Genomic DNA, 17,958 nt, shown 5'->3' with positions numbered 1-17,958 from the left:
GTCCGTCAGCCGCCGTATTCGGTGGTCGCCTCGATGAGCCGTGCCGAGGCCGCCGGGACGACGACCCCGTGGATCAGCGCGGGGGAGACCGGAGCGGGCGCGGGGGCGACCGGAGTCACCCAGTGCGGAGCCATCCGTGCGCCGTCGCCCCGCAGGTCGGCGAGGCTCGGCTCGGACTCGTGTCGCTCACGTGAAGCGGGGTAGATGGTCATGGGCGCACCGTATGCACCGCACGCCCCCGGGGAAAAGGCCTACTCTGGGGTAGTTTCCACTGTTCGGCAGTGAGGCCACCAGCCGGTAGCGTGAATGTCCGTCATTGCCGCCTTCCCGCAGGAGCACCCCGCCGTGCGTATCGCAGTCACCGGCTCCATCGCCACCGACCACCTCATGACCTTCCCCGGCCGGTTCGCCGACCAGCTGGTGGCCGACCAGCTGCACACGGTGTCCCTCTCCTTCCTCGTCGACAACCTCGACGTCCGGCGCGGCGGCGTCGGCCCCAACATCTGCTTCGGCATGGGCCAGCTCGGCGGCACCCCGATCCTGGTGGGCGCGGCCGGCTACGACTTCGACGAGTACCGCGGCTGGCTCGACCGCCACGGCGTCGACACCGGCTCGGTCCGCATCTCCGAGGTCCTGCACACGGCCCGCTTCGTCTGCACCACGGACAAGGACCACAACCAGATCGGCTCCTTCTACACGGGCGCGATGAGCGAGGCCCGGCTGATCGAGCTCAAGGCCGTCGCCGACCGGGTGGGCGGGCTCGACCTCGTCCTCATCGGCGCCGACGACCCCGAGGCGATGCTCCGCCACACGGAGGAGTGCAAGACGCGGGGCATCCCCTTCGCCGCGGACTTCTCGCAGCAGATCGCGCGGATGGACGGCGACGAGATCCGCACGCTCCTGGACGGCGCCACGTACCTCTTCTCCAACGAGTACGAGAAGGGCCTCATCGAGTCCAAGACGGGCTGGACCGACGCCGAGATCCTCTCCCGCGTCGGCCACCGCGTCACCACGCTCGGCTCGCGCGGTGTGCGCATCGAGCGCGTCGGCGACACGCCGATCGAGGTCGCCTGCGCGGAGGAGACGGCGAAGGTCGACCCGACGGGCGTCGGCGACGCGTTCCGCGCGGGCTTCCTGACGGGTCTGTCGTGGGGTGTGGGGCTGGAGCGTGCGGCTCAGGTGGGCTGCATGCTGGCGACGCTGGTCATCGAGACGCTGGGCACGCAGGAGTACACGCTGCGGCGCACGAACTTCATGGACCGCTTCAAGAAGGCGTACGGCGAAGAGGCGGCGACGGAAGTCCAGTCCCACCTGGCCTGACGCCCCCGGCCGGGCGCGGGCCTGCCGCCCACCGGCCCGCGCCCGCCCACTGCCGGCCGGCACCCGGGCGCCCCGCCCGGCTGCGGCCACGCGCTCCGCCGGAGCGGTGCCCTCAGCCGCCCCTCGTTGTGGGCCTTCGTTCCTCCCCCAGACTCCGCCCGGGGGACCCCCAGGCGGTGCCCACCCGCCGGGCGCGCGCCCCCGCCCGCCGCCCACCTCGTTGTGGGCGTTCGTCCCCGCCGAGGCGGAGCTCACCTGCCGGGGTGCCCACCGTCCCGGGACGGTGGGCACCGCCCGCCGCCCACCCCGTTGTGGGCAGTCGTTCCGCTGGGGCGGAACGGGTGGGCACAACGGAACGGCGCCCCTTTGCCGGGCCTAGGCTTCCGCGCCTGAACCCGCACCACAGGTGCGGCGCACAGGGGGTGCGGGTCCAGGCACAAGGGGCGGAGGCGCCGCCGAGCGCGCCGTCCCGTGTGCCCACCCGTCCCGCCCAGCGGGACGATTGCCCACACGGGGGTGGCGAGGGCGGCGGGCGCAGCCCGCACGGCGGGTGGCGAGGCGGGGCGTGTGCCCGCACGGCGGGTGGGGGTGGCGCGGGCGCAGCCCGCACGGGCGGCCCGGCGTGGCGGGGGCAGCACCCCGCGAAGCGCACGGGGCGCCGCAGGCGGGCGGGCAAGCAACCGGCGCGCGCGGGGCGCCGCAAGCGGCGGGGGCAAGTAACCGGCACGGGGCGGTGGGCGGGCGGCGTGTCAGCTCACGCGTCGCACCACGTACGCCACCCCACCCCCCGCCGCAGGCGACTCGCCCACATACTCCTGCCCCCGCATCTCGCACCACGCCGGAATGTCCAGCCGCGCCGCCGCGTCGTCCGCCAGGACCGTCACCGTCCCGCCCACCGGCACGTCCCCGATGACCTTCGCCAGTTCGATCACCGGGATCGGGCAGCGCCGGCCGAGCGCGTCCACCACCAAGGAGTCCGGCCCCGGCGCGGCCGCCGGCGACGTCGCCGGCGCGCCGAGCCGCTCCCGTACCCCCGCCACCACCACCGGCAGCACATCCAGGAAGCGGTCCACGTCCTCCTCCGCCGTGCCGACCGGCAGCGACACCCGGACGTTCCCCTCGCTCAGCACCCCCATCGCGCGCAGCACATGGCTGGGCGTCAGCGTCGAGCTCGTACACGACGAACCGGACGAAACGGAGAATCCCTCCCGGTCCAGCTCGTGCAACAACGTCTCCCCGTCCACGTACAGACAGGAGAAGGTCACCAGGTGGGGCAGCCGCCGCACCGGGTCGCCCACCACCTCCACGTCCGGGACCAGCTCCGGCACCCGCGCCCGGATCCGGTCCACCAGGGCCCGCAGCCGCGCCCCCTCGGCCGCCGCCTCCGCCCGTACCGCCCGCAGCGAGGCCGCCGCCGCCACGATCCCCGGCAGGTTCTCGAAGCCGGGCGCCCGGCCCGACTCCCGCTCGTCCGACGGGCCTTGAGGCGCGAACCGCACCCCCTTCCGTACGGCGAGCAGCCCCACCCCCGCCGGCCCGCCCCACTTGTGCGCGCTCGCCGCGAGCAGCGACCAGCCGCCCTCCACCGGCCCCCAGCCCAGCGACTGGGCCGCGTCCACGAGCAGCGGCACGCCCGCCGCCCGGCAGGCCTCGGCCGCCAACGCCACCGGCTGCTCGGTCCCCACCTCGTGGTTGGCCGACTGGAGACACGCCAGGGCGGCCTGGCCCGCGTCCCCGGAGTCGAGCGCGGCCGCGAACACGTCCGCGTCCACCGCCCCCGTCCGCGCCACCGGAACCTCCGTCACCGCTCCGCCCGCCGACGCGTGACTCTCGGCCGCGTGCAGTACGGAGGAGTGTTCGACCGCGGAGACCACGAGCCGGTTTCCGACACGCCGACGCCCCGCGAGAGCTCCCGAGATTCCCGCGTGAACCGCGCGCGTCCCCGAAGGAGTGAATACGAGCTCGTCGGGGCGACAGCCCACGGCCTCCGCCGCGGCCTCCCGCGCGGCGTCGAGCAGCAGCCTGGCGCGCCGCCCCTCCCGGTACAGTCGGGCCGGATCGGCCCAGCCCTCGTCGAGGGAGGCGAGCAGCGCCTGGCGGGCGACGGGGTGCAACGGGGCGGCGGACGCGGCGTCGAAGTACGGCATCCGCCCACGGTAGGGCCTGGGCGCGGCCGCCCTTCGACCACCCGGGGAGAGCTCCGCGACGGGTCGCCGATTCAGTCCCCTGCGCGGCCGGGGGCAGGCCGCGGCCAGGCTCACAGCGCGCCCGCGGCCAGGCTCGCAGTGCGTCCGGGGCCAGGCCGCAGCACGTCCGTGGCCGGTCCGGGGCGAGCCCATGGCCGGTCCGGAGTGGGCCCGCGGCCGACCCGGGCCGGGCCCGTCGCGAGCCCCCCGGCCCGTCCGCCGCGCGCCCGCAGCGCACCCCTCGGCCCGTCCGCCGCACGCCCGCAGCGCACCCCCGGTCCGTCCGCCGCATGCCCCCGCTCGGCCGCCACCGCTCCCCGCCCCACCTGCTCACCCGCCTCCGTGAGCCCTCGTCAGAACCGCGTCGCCGTACACCGGCAGACCGCCGAACGGACGCGTCCGGCCCCCCTCCGGAACCCCGGAGTCCACCCCTTCGGGGACTCGGACGGCGCGTTGGGCACCCTCCCCGCGCGACCCCAAATAGCGTCCAGTAGGGTTTGGTCCGCATAAACATCCAAACCCCTGCCCGCGGCCGGGGCGGCGACCGACCAGCGAGACGGACGGCCGTGGCCGACCAACGCGGGCCGAGACTCTCGGGAAGGCGCTACGTGAGTCCCAACGGCTCCGACCGCTCGTCGCGGCGCCCGATGCGGCGGAAGCTGCCGCAGGTGCTGACTGCGGGCCTGATCCTGGCGACAGCCACGGGCTGCTCGTACAACTGGGAAGACTTCCCCCGCCTTGGTATGCCCACCCCCGTCACGGAAGAGGCTCCTCGGATCCTCTCCCTGTGGCAGGGCTCGTGGGCGGCCGCGCTCATCACCGGAATCCTGGTGTGGGGCCTGATCATCTGGTCCGCCATCTTCCACCGGCGGAGCAGGACCAAGGTCGAGGTACCTCCGCAGACCCGTTACAACATGCCCATCGAGGCGCTGTACACGGTCACCCCGCTCATCATCGTCTCGGTGCTCTTCTACTTCACCGCGCGCGACGAGTCGAAGCTCCTCGAGCTCTCCCCGAAGCCGGCCCACACGGTCAACGTGGTCGGCTACCAGTGGAGCTGGGGCTTCAACTACGTCGAGAACGTGCCCGGTGTGAAGGGCGACGCCAAGACGGACAAGAACCTTGCGGCCATTCCGGACAAGTTCCTGGACCAGTTCCCGGACAACGCCGGCGGCGTCTACGACGCCGGTATCCCCGGTGACCGCAACCCGCAGACCGGCAACCCGGGCCCGACCTTGTGGCTGCCGAAGGGCGAGAAGGTCCGGTTCGTCCTGACCTCCCGTGACGTCATCCACTCCTTCTGGGTGGTCCCCTTCCTCATGAAGCAGGACGTCATCCCGGGTCACACGAACTCCTTCGAGGTCACCCCGACGCAGGAAGGCACCTTCCTCGGCAAGTGCGCCGAGCTGTGCGGTGTCGACCACTCCCGGATGCTCTTCAACGTCAAGGTGGTCTCCCCGGAGCGCTACCAGCAGCACCTGAAGGAGCTGGCCGAGAAGGGGCAGACCGGCTACATCCCGTCTGGCATCGAGCAGACGGACCCGGCCAGGAATGCGGAGAAGAACCAACTGTGAGCATCCACAACGAAACCCAGGGTGCCGCCGCAGCTGAGGACTCGTACGAGAACGAGCTGCCCGTACGGCGCAAGCAGCCCGGCAACGTCGTGATCAAGTGGCTGACCACCACCGATCACAAGACGATCGGGACGATGTACCTGGTCACGTCGTTCGTCTTCTTCTGCATCGGCGGACTCATGGCGCTCTTCATGCGCGCCGAGCTGGCCCGTCCGGGTACGCAGATCATGTCGAACGAGCAGTTCAACCAGGCGTTCACGATGCACGGCACGATCATGCTGCTGATGTTCGCGACGCCGCTGTTCGCCGGATTCGCCAACTGGATCATGCCGCTGCAGATCGGCGCGCCCGACGTGGCGTTCCCGCGGCTGAACATGTTCGCGTACTGGCTGTACCTCTTCGGCTCGATCATCGCGGTGGCCGGCTTCCTCACCCCGCAGGGTGCGGCCGACTTCGGCTGGTTCGCCTACTCCCCGCTGTCGGACGCCGTCCGCTCGCCGGGTGTCGGCGCCGACATGTGGATCATGGGTCTGGCCTTCTCCGGCTTCGGCACGATCCTCGGTTCGGTCAACTTCATCACCACGATCATCTGCATGCGCGCTCCGGGCATGACGATGTTCCGCATGCCGATCTTCACCTGGAACGTGCTGCTGACCGGTGTGCTGGTCCTGCTCGCCTTCCCGGTCCTCGCGGCCGCGCTGTTCGCCCTGGAGGCGGACCGCAAGTTCGGTGCACACGTCTTCGACGCGGCCAACGGTGGAGCGTTGCTCTGGCAACACCTCTTCTGGTTCTTCGGCCACCCAGAGGTGTACATCATCGCGCTGCCGTTCTTCGGCATCATCTCCGAGGTCATCCCGGTCTTCAGCCGCAAGCCGATGTTCGGCTACATCGGTCTGGTGGCCGCGACCATCGCGATCGCCGGTCTCTCCGTGACCGTGTGGGCGCACCACATGTACGTCACCGGTGGCGTGCTCCTCCCGTTCTTCTCCTTCATGACGTTCCTCATCGCCGTACCGACAGGCGTGAAGTTCTTCAACTGGATCGGAACGATGTGGAAGGGCTCACTGTCCTTCGAGACACCGATGCTGTGGACGATCGGCTTCCTGATCACCTTCACCTTCGGTGGTCTGACCGGTGTCATCCTGGCCTCGCCGCCGATGGACTTCCACGTCTCCGACTCGTACTTCGTCGTCGCGCACTTCCACTACGTCGTCTTCGGCACCGTGGTCTTCGCGATGTTCGCCGGCTTCCACTTCTGGTGGCCGAAGTTCACGGGCAAGATGCTGGACGAGCGGCTCGGCAAGATGACGTTCTGGACGCTGTTCATCGGCTTCCACGGCACGTTCCTCGTGCAGCACTGGCTCGGTGCCGAGGGCATGCCGCGTCGTTACGCGGACTACCTCGACGCCGACGGCTTCACCGCGCTGAACACGATCTCGACGATCTCCTCCTTCCTGCTCGGTCTGTCGATCCTGCCGTTCCTCTACAACGTCTGGAAGACCGCCAAGTACGGCAAGAAGATCGAGGTCGACGACCCGTGGGGCTACGGCCGTTCGCTCGAATGGGCGACGTCCTGCCCGCCGCCGCGGCACAACTTCCTCACCCTGCCGCGGATCCGTTCGGAATCCCCGGCGTTCGATCTGCACCACCCTGAGATCGCGGCTCTCGACCAGCTCGAGAACAAGGGTCACGTGGCCGAGGCCCTCGCGGGCGGCAAGGAGGCCGGCAAGTGAAGATCCAGGGCAAGATGTTCATCTGGCTGAGCGTCTTCATCCTTGCCATGGCCGTCCTGTACGGCGTGTGGTCGAAGGAGCCGGTCGGTACGACGGCGCTGTTCCTGGCGTTCGGCCTGTCCATCATGATCGGCTACTACCTGGCCTTCACGGCCAAGCGTGTCGACGCGATGGCGCAGGACGACAAGGAGGCCGACGTCGCGGACGAGGCCGGTGAAGTGGGCTTCTTCGCCCCGCACAGCTGGCAGCCGCTGTCGCTGGCCGTCGGCGGTGCGCTCGCCTTCCTCGCCATCGCGATGGGCTGGTGGATCCTGTACTTCTCCGCCCCGCTGATCCTCGTCGGCCTGTTCGGCTGGGTCTTCGAGTTCTACCGCGGCGAGAACCAGAACCAGTAGCGGTACCCCGCTCCCCACCGGAGCACCCGAGGGGCCCGGACACTTCGTCACCGAAGTGTCCGGGCCCCTCTTTTGCAGCACTCGGCGCGCTGGGAGCGAGGATTGTCCTTAGCGTGAAGTCATGAACGACACGCCGCGCATTCGGACTGTTCTGAGTTGCACTCTTCTGGCCGTCACCGTCACCGCAGTCGCCTCGGCGTGTGCGGGCTCCGACGGCCATCCGCTGTCGGCGAGGGCGTATGACGCGGCGGACCAGCTCGCGGTCAGCGCCCCCGAGGACGGCGCCAAGGCGGACCCGGAGAAGGCCCTGGAGGTCACCACCAAGGGCGACGACGGCAGGATCACCGACGTCACCGCCATAGACGCGTCCGGCCACCACCTGGCGGGCGAACTCACCGCGGACGGGCAGCGCTGGCGCTCCACGGCCGCCCTGGCGGCCGGCGCCCGCTACACGGTCCGCGTCGCCACCGAGGACGAGGACGGCGCTCCAGGCGCCCGTACGTTCACCTTCGAGACGGCCCCGGCCAAACGGGCGCTGACCGCGACCTTCGGCCCGGAGACGGGCACATACGGCGTCGGACAGCCCATCACGGCCGACCTCAGCCTCCCTGTCAAGGACCGCAAGGCGCGTGCCGTCGTCGAGCGGGCGCTCAAGGTCCGCTCCACGCCGTCCGTCGAGGGCGCCTGGTACTGGGTGGACGACAAGAAGCTGCACTTCCGCCCGAAGGAGTACTGGCCGGCCGGCGCGAGCGTCACGGTCACCGGCAACCTGGACGGCCTCAAGGTCGGCGACAAGCTCTACGGCGGCGCGTCCAAGCCGCTGAAGCTCACGATCGGCGACCGGATCGAGGCCGTCGCGGACGCCGGGTCGCACTACATGACCGTGCGGCGCAACGGAGAAGTGATCAATACCATTCCGGTGACCACCGGCAAGCCGGGCTTCTCCACCCGAAACGGCATCAAAGTGGTGCTCGGCAAGGAGTACTACGTCCGGATGCGGGGCACCAGCATCGGCATCGCGGAGGGCAGCTCGGAGTCGTACGACCTGCCGGTCTACTACGCCACCCGGGTCACCTGGAGCGGTGAGTACGTCCACGCCGCGCCCTGGTCGGTCGGCTCGCAGGGCGTGGCGAACGTCAGCCACGGCTGTGTCGGCATGTCGACGGGGAACGCGGCCTGGTTCTACGAGACCGTCCGCCCCGGCGACATCGTCCGCGTCGTCAACAGCTTCGGCAACACGATGGACACCTTCGGCAACGGCTTCGGCGACTGGAACCTGCCGTGGGCCAAGTGGCGCGAGGGCAGTGCCCTGGTGGAGGCCGCCGGCAACCCGGTGGCCTCCACGGAGAAGGCCCGCCTCAGGCCCTCGATCTGATCAGCTCACGCGTCGATCGACAGGCGCGAGCGGATCAGGGAGGCCAAGGACGCCGCGAACTCGACCGGTTCCACCGGAAGGGTGACCGCGGCGTCCGCGCGGCTCCAGGTGGCCAGCCAGGCGTCCTGCGGGCGGCCGATGAGCAGCAGCACCGGCGGGCAGTGGAAGACCTCGTCCTTGATCTGCCGGCAGACGCCCATGCCGCCCGCGGGCACCGCCTCGCCGTCCAGGACACACACGTCGATGCCGCCCTCGTCCAGGCGCTTCAGCACCGCCGGCAGCGTCGCGCACTCCACGAACTCGACCGGGGGGACGTCCGACGCGGGCCTGCGCCCGGCCGCCAGCCGTACCTGCTCGCGGGTGTTCGCGTCGTCGCTGTAGACCAGGACCGTGGCACTCGACTGCATCGTTCCTCCGGCTGGGAAGGCGGGTGGGTCGTCGTCGACCGATGCGCGGATGCTACTCCGGTCCACACCCCGTCAACACCCGTTCAACACCTGTTCGAAGGGTGCCGGGGGGCCCGCGCACTGGGCCGTTCGGGCTGGACACACCCCTCTGACACTCCGAACGGCACCCCCCGGAGTGAGGGCGGGATAAGCGACCGACATAATGTCGGTCGTGGCGACAGTAACGACAGTAGAAACAGGGCACGCGCACCCGTCGGTCAATCGACCGAACCTCACCAGCGTCGGAACCATCATCTGGTTGAGCTCCGAGCTGATGTTCTTCGCGGCCCTCTTCGCGATGTACTTCACCCTTCGATCGGTGATGGGCGCAGAGTTCTGGGCGGAAAAGGCCTCGGCCTTGAACTTCCCGTTCTCGGCGACCAACACCACGATCCTGGTGCTCTCCTCACTCACCTGCCAGCTCGGCGTCTTCGCCGCGGAGCGGGGCGACGTGAAGAAGCTCCGGTCGTGGTTCATCATCACGTTCGTGATGGGTGCGATCTTCATCGGCGGACAGGTCTTCGAGTACACCGAGCTGGTGAAGCACGAGGGCCTCTCGCTCTCGTCGGACCCGTACGGCTCCGTGTTCTACCTGACCACCGGCTTCCACGGCCTGCACGTGACGGGCGGTCTCATCGCCTTCCTGCTGGTCCTCGGCCGGACGTACGCCGCCAAGAGGTTCACTCACGAGCAGGCAACCGCCGCCATCGTCGTGTCCTACTACTGGCACTTCGTCGATGTCGTCTGGATCGGCCTCTTCGCCACGATCTACATGATCAAGTAGTCGGCGCCGCCGACACGGCGGACCGAGACATCCAGCAAGCATCGACGCAGAAGATCCTGACACCGGGGTAATCCGTGAAAAAGCTCTCCGCACGACGACGCCATCCGCTGGCGGCGGTCGTCGTCCTACTTCTCGCGCTGGCGGCCACTGGGGGGCTGTACGCCGCGTTCGCGCCCGCGGGCACGGCGAAGGCCGATGAAACCGCCCAGTCCCTCGCCATCGAGGAGGGGAAGAAGCTCTACTCCGTCGGCTGCGCCAGCTGCCACGGAACCGGCGGTCAGGGCACCACTGACGGCCCCTCCCTCGTCGGCGTCGGTTCGGCCGCCGTCGACTTCCAGGTCGGCACGGGCCGCATGCCGGCCCAGCAGCCGGGCGCCCAGGTCCCGAAGAAGAAGACCATCTACTCGCAGGCTGAGATCGATCAGCTCGCGGCGTACGTCGCTTCTCTCGGTGCCGGTGCGATCACGCCGACCGAGAGCCAGTACAGCCCTGACGGTGCCGACATCGCCAAGGGTGGCGAGTTGTTCCGCACCAACTGTGCCCAGTGCCACAACTTCACCGGTGAGGGTGGCGCGCTGACCTACGGCAAGTACGCCCCGACCCTCGAAGGCGTGAGCCCGAAGCACCTCTACGAGGCCATGCAGACCGGCCCGCAGAACATGCCCTCCTTCCCGGACACGACCATGCCGGAGAAGGAGAAGAAGGACATCATCGCGTACGTCCAGGCCGTCAACGGCGAGAAGGCCGACAGCCCGGGCGGTCTCTCGCTCGGTGGCCTCGGCCCCGTCTCCGAGGGCCTGTTCGCCTGGGTCTTCGGCCTGGGTGCGCTGATCGCAGTTGCCGTCTGGGTCGCGGCCCACACCGCTAAGGCCAAGAAGTCATGAGTAGCCAAGAGATTCCAGAAGAGAACCTGCCGGCAGGGCAGGACACCGCGCACGGCGCGGTGAAGGTCGCCGACGACCCGTTCGCCGACCCGGGCCTCCCGCCCCACAAGCCCCGCATCCAGGACATCGACGAGCGGGCCGCACGTCGGTCCGAGCGCGCGGTGGCGTTCATGTTCACGCTGTCGATGCTGGCCACGATCGGCTTCATCGCCTCGTACGTGATCTTCCCGGTCGACAAGATCGTGTACATCTGGCCCTTCGGCCGGGTGTCCGCGCTCAACTTCGCACTGGGCTGGACCCTGGGTCTCGCGCTCTTCTTCATCGGCGCGGGCGCGGTCCACTGGGCCCGCACCCTGATGTCCGACGTCGAGATCGCGGACGAGCGGCACCCGATCGCGGCCGACGCCGAGACCAAGGCGAAGGTCATGTCGGACTTCGCGGCCGGTGCCGCCGAGTCGGGCATGGGCCGTCGCAAGCTCATCCGCAACACGATGTTCGGCGCGCTGTCGCTCGTTCCGCTCTCCGGCATCGTGCTGCTGCGTGACATGGGCCCGCTGCCCGAGAAGAAGCTCCGGACCACGATGTGGGCCAAGGGGCTTCAGCTCATCAACATGAACACGCACGAGCCGCTGCGTCCCGAGGACGTCGCGGTCGGATCGCTGACCTTCGCGATGCCCGAGGGCCTCTCGGAGCACGACCACCACTTCCAGACCGAGATCGCCAAGGCCGCCCTGATGATCGTCCGGATCCAGCCGGAGGACATCAAGGACAAGCGCGAGCTCGAGTGGTCGCACGAGGGCATCGTCGCCTTCTCGAAGATCTGCACCCACGTGGGCTGCCCGATCTCCCTGTACGAGCAGCAGACGCACCACGTCCTCTGCCCGTGCCACCAGTCCACCTTCGACCTCTCCGACGGCGCCCGCGTCATCTTCGGCCCGGCCGGTCACGCCCTCCCGCAGCTGCGGATCGGCGTGAACGACAAGGGCTTCCTGGAGGCGCTCGGCGACTTCGACGAGCCCGTCGGTCCTTCCTTCTGGGAGCGCGGATGAGCACCGTGACCGATACGAAGAAAGCGCCCGCCGGTGAGCGGGTCGCCGACTGGGCAGACGGTCGCCTGGGGATCTACACGCTGGCCAAGGCCAACATGCGGAAGATCTTCCCGGACCACTGGTCCTTCATGCTGGGCGAGATCTGCCTCTACAGCTTCCTCATCATCATCCTGACGGGCGTCTATCTGACGATGTTCTTCCACCCGTCGATGAACGAGGTGGAGTACGTCGGACCGTACGTCCCGCTCCAGGGACAGCTGATGTCCGAGGCGTTCAACTCGACCATGCACATCTCGTTCGAGGTGCGCGGTGGTCTGCTGATCCGGCAGATCCACCACTGGGCGGCGCTGATCTTCCTCGCCGGCATGTTCGTGCACATGATGCGCGTGTTCTTCACGGGTGCGTTCCGCAAGCCCCGTGAGATCAACTGGCTGTTCGGCTTCCTGCTGTTCTTCCTGGGCATGTTCACCGGTTTCACCGGTTACTCGCTCCCGGACGACCTGCTCTCCGGCACCGGTGTCCGCTTCATGCAGGGCGCGATCCTGTCCGTGCCGGTCATCGGCACGTACCTGTCGATGTTCCTGTTCGGCGGGGAGTTCCCCGGCGGCGACTTCGTGGCCCGGTTCTACTCGGCCCACATCCTGCTGCTGCCCGGCATCATGCTCGGTCTCGTGGTGGCCCACCTCATCCTGGTGTTCTTCCACAAGCACACGCAGTTCGAGGGCCCCGGCCGCACGAACAAGAACGTCGTGGGCATGCCGCTGCTGCCGGTCTACATGGCCAAGGCCGGAGGCTTCTTCTTCCTGGTCTTCGGTGTCATCGCGGTCATCTCCGCGATCGCCTCGATCAACCCGATCTGGGCCATCGGCCCGTACCGCCCGGACCAGGTGTCCACCGGCGCCCAGCCCGACTGGTACATGGGCTTCGCCGAGGGTCTGATCCGAGTCATGCCGGGCTGGGAGATCAACCTCTGGGGCCACACGCTCGTCCTGGGCGTGATGATCCCGCTGGCGATCTTCCCGGCGGTCCTCGCGGCCATCGCGGTCTACCCGTTCATCGAGTCGTGGATCACCGGCGACAAGCGCGAGCACCACATCGCGCAGCGCCCGCGCAACGCTCCGACGCGCACCGGTTTCGGTGTCGCCTGGATCACCGCGTACATGATCATGCTCGTGGGTGGTGGAAACGACCTCTGGGCGACCCACTTCCACCTGTCGCTCAACTCGATCACCTGGTTCGTGCGGATCTTCTTCTTCGTCGGTCCGGTCATCGCGTTCATCGTCACCAAGCGGATCTGCCTCGGCCTCCAGCGCCGCGACAAGGACAAGGTGCTGCACGGTCGCGAGTCCGGCATCATCAAGCGCCTGCCGCACGGTGAGTTCGTCGAGATCCACGAGCCGCTCAGCCAGGGCGAGCTGCACCGTCTCACCGCGCACGAGCAGTACGACGCGGCGGCGCTTCCGCCGGCCGTCGACGAGAACGGCGTGGAGCGCAAGATCGGGCGCATGGAGAAGCTCCGGGTCAAGCTCAACAAGGGCTACTACGGCGGCGACAGCCAGATCGCCAAGCCCACGGTCGAGGAGTACAAGGAGATCCAGAGCGGCCACGGCCACCACTGATCACCTGAACTCCTGACTTTCGACAAGTCGCCACGGTGAGAGCCCCGTCCATTCGATGGACGGGGCTCTTTGCCGTCCCCGGGGGTCGATAGGGTGGAGCCCTAGCCGTTACGGACTGACCAGGAGCTGCCATGAGCGCTGCGACCCCCGCTGGAGGACCTACGTCGGCGGGCCGCTCCTGGCCCGTCGTCCTGGACGGTCTGCTGTCCGGCCGCGACCAGAGCGCGGAGGACACCGCCTGGGCCATGGACCGGATCCTGCGCGGCGAGGCCACCGACGCCCAGATCGCCGGCTTCGTCGTGGCCCTGCGCGCCAAGGGCGAGACCGTCGAGGAGATCACCGGCCTCGTCCGCACCATGTACGAGCACGCGAACACGATCGAGGTGCCCGGCGCCACCGTCGACATCGTCGGCACCGGCGGCGACGGCGCCAAGACCGTCAACATCTCCACCATGTCGGCGATCGTCGTGGCCGGCACCGGCGCCAAGGTCGTCAAGCACGGCAACCGGGCCGCGTCCTCCGCCTCCGGTGCCTCCGACGTCCTGGAGAAGCTCGGCGTCAATCTGAACCTGACCCCGAAGCGGGTCGTCGAGGTCGCCGAAGAGGCCGGGATCACCTTCTGCTTCGCCGTGAAGTTCCACCCGGCGCTGCGCCACGTGGCGACGGCCCGCAAGGAGCTCGGCATCCGGACCGTCTTCAACTTCCTCGGTCCGCTCACCAATCCGGCCCGCGTCCGGTCCCAGGCGACCGGTGTCGCCGACGCCCGGGTGGCGCCCATCGTCGCCGGGGTGCTCGCCGAGCGCGGCTCCTCCGCGCTCGTCTTCCGCGGCGACGACGGCCTCGACGAGCTGACCACCACCGCCACCTCACGGGTCTGGGTGGTCCGCGACGGTTCGGTGCGGGAGGAGGCCTTCGACCCCCGGGACGTCGGCATCGACCTCGTCCCCGTGGAGGCGCTGCGCGGCGCGGACGCCTCGTACAACGCCGACGTGGCCCGCCGGCTGCTCGCGGGGGAGACCGGTCCGGTACGGGACGCGGTGCTGCTCAACTCGGCGGCGGCGCTGACCGCGCTCGCGCCGGGGGACGGCACCCTGGTGGAGCAGATCCGCGCCGGCATCGAGAAGGCCGCGGAGGCGATCGACTCCGGCGAGGCCCGCCGGGCCCTGGAACGCTGGGTCGCCGCCAGCAACGCCTGACCCTCGCACGTCGTGCACCCATGACCCCGGTCCAGCATGCGGACCGGGGTCTTGCGCTTCGGCGATCATGTGGCAGGATGCTCTACAGGTCACGAGTGACAGCGTTTTGGCCCCGGCTTGCTGTCCGGCAACCCTCCGTCCGTGGCGGGGTGCCCCGGGTGATGACCAGGCCGTAGGCAGCGAGGTCTACGGCAAGCGCGGACCCCTCGAACACCAGGGGTCCTGGTCTCTCGAGGAGCTTTTTCCGTGAGCAAGCGAATGCGATAGGGCGAGTACGCCCCCTCTTCACCCTCGGATCATCGGATCAGGGTCACTTCCGCGTACCCCGTGTACCCCTGAGTCTCCCCGTGCCCCCGTGCACCCGTGTCTTCCGAGGCATCTCACCCGTACCCCGCCGTCTCCGGCCGCGTACGGGATCACCGAAGCCATTCCGCACCGCCCGCCGGGAGATACCGCCATGTCCGCACGCCCTGACGCCGCCGTCGCCACCGTCGAGACCGCCGTCACCCTCGTCGAGACCACCGCGGCCGAGACCGCCGCAGAGTCCGCCGATCCCTGCTGCGCCGCCCCGCTCCCCGTGCTCGGCCGGGACGTCACCGTCCCGCTCGTCACCGGCGGCGAGGTGACCTACGCGGCGCTCGACTACGCGGCCAGCGCGCCGGCCCTCCAGCGGGTGTGGGACGACGTCGCCGCGTACGCCCCCTACTACGGCAGCGTCCACCGCGGCGCCGGGTACCTCTCCCAGCTCTCCACCGACCTCTTCGAGAACAGCCGCGTCACCGTCGCCGAGTTCCTCGACTGCCGCCCCGGCGACCAGGTCGTCTTCACCCGCTCCACCACCGACTCGCTCAACCTGCTCGCCGCCACGCTCCCGGCCGACTGCCAGGTCTTCGTCTTCGAGACCGAGCACCACGCCTCGCTGCTGCCCTGGCGGGACGCCCGCGTCACCTACCTCAACGCGCCGCGCACCCCGCAGCAGGCCGTCGCCGGCCTGGAGCGGGCCCTCGCCGACCGCGACCCCTACGGTCCCGCACTGGTCTGCGTCACCGGCGCCTCCAACGTCACCGGTGAGCTGTGGCCGGTGAAGGAGCTCGCCGCCGCCGCGCACGCCCACGGTGCCCGGATCGTGCTCGACGCCGCCCAGCTCGCGCCCCACCACCCGGTCTCCGTCCAGGAGCTCGACGTGGACTGGATCGCCTTCTCCGGGCACAAGCTGTACGCGCCCTTCGGCTCCGGCGTCCTCGCGGGCCGCGCCGACTGGCTGCAGGACTCCGAGCCCTACCTCGCGGGCGGCGGCGCCTCCCGCAAGGTGGCCCGTCGGGCCGACGGTGGTGTGGACGTGGAGTGGCACACCACCGCGGCCCGGCACGAGGCCGGTTCCCCGAACGTCATCGGCGTCTACTCCATCGCCTCCGCCTGCAAGGCGCTCACCGAGGCCGGCTTCGACCAGCTGGTCGCCCGCGAGCAGCACCTGATCGACACGGTGCGCGCCGGCCTCGCCCAGGTGCCCGAGGTCAAGGTGCTCTCGCTGTTCGGCGACGACGCGCCGCGCGTCGGCGTCATCTCCTTCGTCGTGGAGGGCTGGAACAGCTCCCACTTCGCCGCCGCGCTCTCCGCCGAATACGGCATCGGCGTCCGCGACGGTCTCTTCTGCGCCCACCCGCTGGTCCGCACGCTGCTCGGGAGCGACCCGCAGGACCCGGGCGAGTGCGGCGCCCCCGAGGCGGCCCCGGGGGAGAGGTCGCTCAACGCCATCCGGGTGAGCTTCGGCGCCGGTACGCCGGACGAGCACGTGGAGCGGTTCGTCGGCGCGGTGAAGGAGCTCGTCCGCGACGGCGCCCAGTGGAAGTACCGTACCGAGGACGGTCGCTGCGTCCCGGACCGCGGCTGATCACTCACTCGTACGGGTGAAGGGGGCCTCCCGAGCGGGAGGCCCCCTTCACCCGTGCCGTGAACGAGGTCTCAGGACTCCAGACCGATGGCGAAGGCCGCCTCCAGATCGTGCTGGGAGTACGTACGGAAGGCGACATGCGTGTCCGTGGCCTCGACGCCCGGGATCTTGCTGATGCTGCCGGGGATGACGTCCGCCAGGTCGTCGTGACGGGGCACGCGGACCATGGCGATGAGGTCGTAGGTGCCGGTCACCGAGAAGACCTCGCTGACGCTGTCGAGCCCGGCGATCGACTCGGCGATCTCGGGGATGCGGTCCACGCTGGTCTTGATGAGCACGATCGCGGTGATCACGGCTGGCTTTCTCCCTCGGTCGCCGCGGTTTGGGCTTTCACTCTATCCCCACCCCGGTAGCGCCCCCAGGCGTAGAGGAAGCCGACGGAGAAGCCCACCACATGGGCCAGATAGGCGACCCCGGGACCGGCGCCCGCCGCCCGCGCGGCCAGCCACTGGAGCACGAACCAGAAGATCAGCACGATCCAGGCCGGGAAGCGCAGCGGCAGGAAGAAGAGGAACGGGAAGAGACTGGTGACCCGGGAGCGCGGGAAGAGGAAGAGAAAGGCCCCGAGCACCCCGGAGATCGCCCCGGACGCCCCGACCAGGGTCTGCTCGCTGTTCGCGTGCGCCACCGCGTACCCGAGCAGCGCGAGGTAGCCCGTGCCCAGGTAGAAGAGGGCGAACTCGACGGGACCCATGCGCTCCTCGGCCATCGCCCCGAAGACGTACAGGAACAGCATGTTTCCCAGCAGGTGGAGCCAGCTGCCGTGGACGAAGAGCGCGGTGAGCGGGGTGAGCAGGGCGCGGGGCTCGCCGCTCATCAGCTCGGTGGGGAGGACACCCCAGCGCCGGAAGTACTCGCCCTGTGCCGCGAGGAGCTCGTCCCCCGTGCCGTACGCCGGGTTGAGTCCGGAGACCGGGCCGATCACGAAGAGCAGACAGCAGGCGGCGATCAGTCCGTACGTCACCGTGGGGCCACCGCGGGTGACCCGCCAGGACCCCAGGACAGCACGGGCCGCACCTCGCCAGTCGATCATGGACAGATCATGGCGTACCGGGGCCGAACTGGACAGAGTGCCTCGCCGTGCCCCCGCGTACCGGCGAGGCCGTAGGGTAACGGGCAGTACGACCGCAGTTCGACGGCGCACCGCGGCTCCCGCACCTGGTACCACGCAACAGGAAGAAGGACGGCACGATGACGACGGTTCCCCTGCCGACCGCCGACACCCGGTGGCGCTGCACGCTCTGCGGCAACCTGACCCGATTCGACGTGACGCGCTCCTCCAAGGTCGTGGAGTACGTCCATCTGGACCTCGCGGGTGACCCGACGGTCGAGGAGCGGCAGGTGGTCAGTGAGACCATCGAGTCGGTCCGCTGTCGCTGGTGCAACGCGGTGGATCAGATCGAACTGGTGGACAGGCCGGGCGCCGCCTCCTGAGGGACGGCGCGG

17 protein-coding genes and 1 riboswitch are annotated in these 17,958 nt (G+C 69.6%); of the genes, 12 read left to right on the top strand and 5 right to left on the bottom strand.

Annotated features, from left to right (window positions below):
* Window positions 1–5: 5 nt before the first annotated feature.
* Window positions 6–212: a hypothetical protein gene (locus tag E0F75_RS30125; RefSeq protein ID WP_229314110.1), complete on the bottom strand. Its 207-nt coding sequence runs from the start codon at window positions 210–212 to the stop codon at window positions 6–8.
* A 133-nt stretch (window positions 213–345) separates the two neighbouring features.
* Between E0F75_RS30125 and E0F75_RS30120 the strand changes: the two genes are divergently transcribed.
* Window positions 346–1,320, top strand: coding sequence for a carbohydrate kinase family protein (locus E0F75_RS30120; RefSeq protein ID WP_030314366.1), 975 nt, complete (start codon window positions 346–348; stop codon window positions 1,318–1,320).
* Between the two features lie 749 nt (window positions 1,321–2,069).
* Here the strand turns inward: E0F75_RS30120 and E0F75_RS30115 are convergent.
* On the bottom strand, window positions 2,070–3,467 hold the full coding sequence (locus E0F75_RS30115; protein ID WP_229314109.1) for a cysteine desulfurase/sulfurtransferase TusA family protein: 1,398 nt from the start codon (window positions 3,465–3,467) through the stop codon (window positions 2,070–2,072).
* 647 nt (window positions 3,468–4,114) lie between these two features.
* Here E0F75_RS30115 and coxB point away from each other — a divergent pair.
* The 4 genes from coxB (at window position 4,115) to E0F75_RS30095 (ending at window position 8,583) form a co-directional block, all read left to right on the top strand.
* Window positions 4,115–5,080, top strand: coding sequence for a cytochrome c oxidase subunit II (gene coxB / locus E0F75_RS30110; protein WP_229314108.1), 966 nt, complete (start codon window positions 4,115–4,117; stop codon window positions 5,078–5,080).
* Window positions 5,077–6,813, top strand: a complete 1,737-nt coding sequence (gene ctaD, locus E0F75_RS30105; RefSeq protein WP_229314107.1) for a cytochrome c oxidase subunit I — start codon at window positions 5,077–5,079, stop codon at window positions 6,811–6,813. The genes coxB and ctaD overlap by 4 nt, the downstream gene beginning before the upstream one ends.
* Window positions 6,810–7,208, top strand: a complete 399-nt coding sequence (locus E0F75_RS30100) for a cytochrome c oxidase subunit 4 (RefSeq protein WP_017238857.1) — start codon at window positions 6,810–6,812, stop codon at window positions 7,206–7,208. Before ctaD ends, E0F75_RS30100 begins: the two co-directional genes overlap by 4 nt.
* Before the next feature lie 121 nt (window positions 7,209–7,329).
* Window positions 7,330–8,583 carry an Ig-like domain-containing protein gene (locus E0F75_RS30095; protein WP_229314106.1) on the top strand — a complete coding sequence of 418 codons (1,254 nt, stop codon included), beginning with the start codon at window positions 7,330–7,332 and terminating at the stop codon, window positions 8,581–8,583.
* Between the two features lie 5 nt (window positions 8,584–8,588).
* Here the strand turns inward: E0F75_RS30095 and E0F75_RS30090 are convergent, their stop codons facing one another.
* Complete coding sequence (locus E0F75_RS30090) at window positions 8,589–8,990, bottom strand: hypothetical protein (protein WP_030314377.1); 402 nt, start codon at window positions 8,988–8,990, stop codon at window positions 8,589–8,591.
* 202 nt (window positions 8,991–9,192) lie between these two features.
* Here E0F75_RS30090 and E0F75_RS30085 point away from each other — a divergent pair, with 202 nt between their 5' ends.
* From E0F75_RS30085 to E0F75_RS30060, 6 genes are all read left to right on the top strand, one after another.
* The gene (locus tag E0F75_RS30085) at window positions 9,193–9,813 is read left to right on the top strand and encodes a heme-copper oxidase subunit III (RefSeq protein ID WP_229314105.1); all 621 of its coding nucleotides are present in this window, start codon (window positions 9,193–9,195) and stop codon (window positions 9,811–9,813) included.
* A 74-nt stretch (window positions 9,814–9,887) separates the two neighbouring features.
* Entirely contained in the window at window positions 9,888–10,697 is an 810-nt protein-coding gene (locus E0F75_RS30080) for a c-type cytochrome (protein ID WP_229314104.1), read from the top strand.
* On the top strand, window positions 10,694–11,746 hold the full coding sequence (locus E0F75_RS30075) for a ubiquinol-cytochrome c reductase iron-sulfur subunit (protein WP_073916679.1): 1,053 nt from the start codon (window positions 10,694–10,696) through the stop codon (window positions 11,744–11,746). The genes E0F75_RS30080 and E0F75_RS30075 overlap by 4 nt, the downstream gene beginning before the upstream one ends.
* A complete protein-coding gene (locus tag E0F75_RS30070) occupies window positions 11,743–13,365 on the top strand; it encodes a cytochrome bc complex cytochrome b subunit (protein WP_229314103.1) in 1,623 nt (540 codons plus the stop codon). The genes E0F75_RS30075 and E0F75_RS30070 overlap by 4 nt, the downstream gene beginning before the upstream one ends.
* Window positions 13,366–13,496: 131 nt before the next feature.
* Window positions 13,497–14,561, top strand: coding sequence for an anthranilate phosphoribosyltransferase (gene trpD, locus E0F75_RS30065; RefSeq protein ID WP_229314102.1), 1,065 nt, complete (start codon window positions 13,497–13,499; stop codon window positions 14,559–14,561).
* 87 nt (window positions 14,562–14,648) lie between these two features.
* Window positions 14,649–14,765, top strand: a riboswitch (SAM riboswitch).
* 253 nt (window positions 14,766–15,018) lie between these two features.
* On the top strand, window positions 15,019–16,452 hold the full coding sequence (locus E0F75_RS30060; RefSeq protein WP_229314101.1) for an aminotransferase class V-fold PLP-dependent enzyme: 1,434 nt from the start codon (window positions 15,019–15,021) through the stop codon (window positions 16,450–16,452).
* 71 nt (window positions 16,453–16,523) lie between these two features.
* Here the strand turns inward: E0F75_RS30060 and E0F75_RS30055 are convergent, their stop codons facing one another.
* Together E0F75_RS30055 and E0F75_RS30050 are read right to left on the bottom strand one after the other, a co-directional pair.
* The gene (locus E0F75_RS30055; protein ID WP_015033007.1) at window positions 16,524–16,805 is read right to left on the bottom strand and encodes an Lrp/AsnC family transcriptional regulator; all 282 of its coding nucleotides are present in this window, start codon (window positions 16,803–16,805) and stop codon (window positions 16,524–16,526) included.
* A complete protein-coding gene (locus tag E0F75_RS30050; RefSeq protein ID WP_229314100.1) occupies window positions 16,802–17,545 on the bottom strand; it encodes a rhomboid family intramembrane serine protease in 744 nt (247 codons plus the stop codon). The genes E0F75_RS30055 and E0F75_RS30050 overlap by 4 nt, the downstream gene beginning before the upstream one ends.
* 158 nt (window positions 17,546–17,703) lie before the next feature.
* On the opposite strand from E0F75_RS30050, the gene E0F75_RS30045 reads away from it, so the two are divergent.
* Window positions 17,704–17,946 (top strand): hypothetical protein, encoded by a 243-nt coding sequence (locus E0F75_RS30045; protein ID WP_030314394.1) that lies wholly within the window; start codon window positions 17,704–17,706, stop codon window positions 17,944–17,946.
* Window positions 17,947–17,958: the final 12 nt, after the last annotated feature.

This window comes from Streptomyces sp. CB02980 (assembly GCF_014451325.2).
In the GTDB taxonomy this organism is placed as follows: Bacteria; Actinomycetota; Actinomycetes; order Streptomycetales; family Streptomycetaceae; genus Streptomyces.
This window is presented reverse-complemented; position numbering and strand designations above follow the sequence as displayed.

Coding starts and splice junctions, on each gene's coding strand:
- E0F75_RS30070 (WP_229314103.1), top strand. CDS start 11,743: ATGAGCACCGTGACCGATACGAAGAAAGCGCCCGCCGGTGAGCGGGTC.
- E0F75_RS30095 (WP_229314106.1), top strand. CDS start 7,330: ATGAACGACACGCCGCGCATTCGGACTGTTCTGAGTTGCACTCTTCTG.
- E0F75_RS30085 (WP_229314105.1), top strand. CDS start 9,193: ATGTCGGTCGTGGCGACAGTAACGACAGTAGAAACAGGGCACGCGCAC.
- E0F75_RS30075 (WP_073916679.1), top strand. CDS start 10,694: ATGAGTAGCCAAGAGATTCCAGAAGAGAACCTGCCGGCAGGGCAGGAC.
- E0F75_RS30060 (WP_229314101.1), top strand. CDS start 15,019: ATGTCCGCACGCCCTGACGCCGCCGTCGCCACCGTCGAGACCGCCGTC.
- E0F75_RS30115 (WP_229314109.1), bottom strand. CDS start 3,467: ATGCCGTACTTCGACGCCGCGTCCGCCGCCCCGTTGCACCCCGTCGCC.
- E0F75_RS30125 (WP_229314110.1), bottom strand. CDS start 212: ATGACCATCTACCCCGCTTCACGTGAGCGACACGAGTCCGAGCCGAGC.
- E0F75_RS30045 (WP_030314394.1), top strand. CDS start 17,704: ATGACGACGGTTCCCCTGCCGACCGCCGACACCCGGTGGCGCTGCACG.
- E0F75_RS30050 (WP_229314100.1), bottom strand. CDS start 17,545: ATGATCGACTGGCGAGGTGCGGCCCGTGCTGTCCTGGGGTCCTGGCGG.
- E0F75_RS30090 (WP_030314377.1), bottom strand. CDS start 8,990: ATGCAGTCGAGTGCCACGGTCCTGGTCTACAGCGACGACGCGAACACC.
- trpD (WP_229314102.1), top strand. CDS start 13,497: ATGAGCGCTGCGACCCCCGCTGGAGGACCTACGTCGGCGGGCCGCTCC.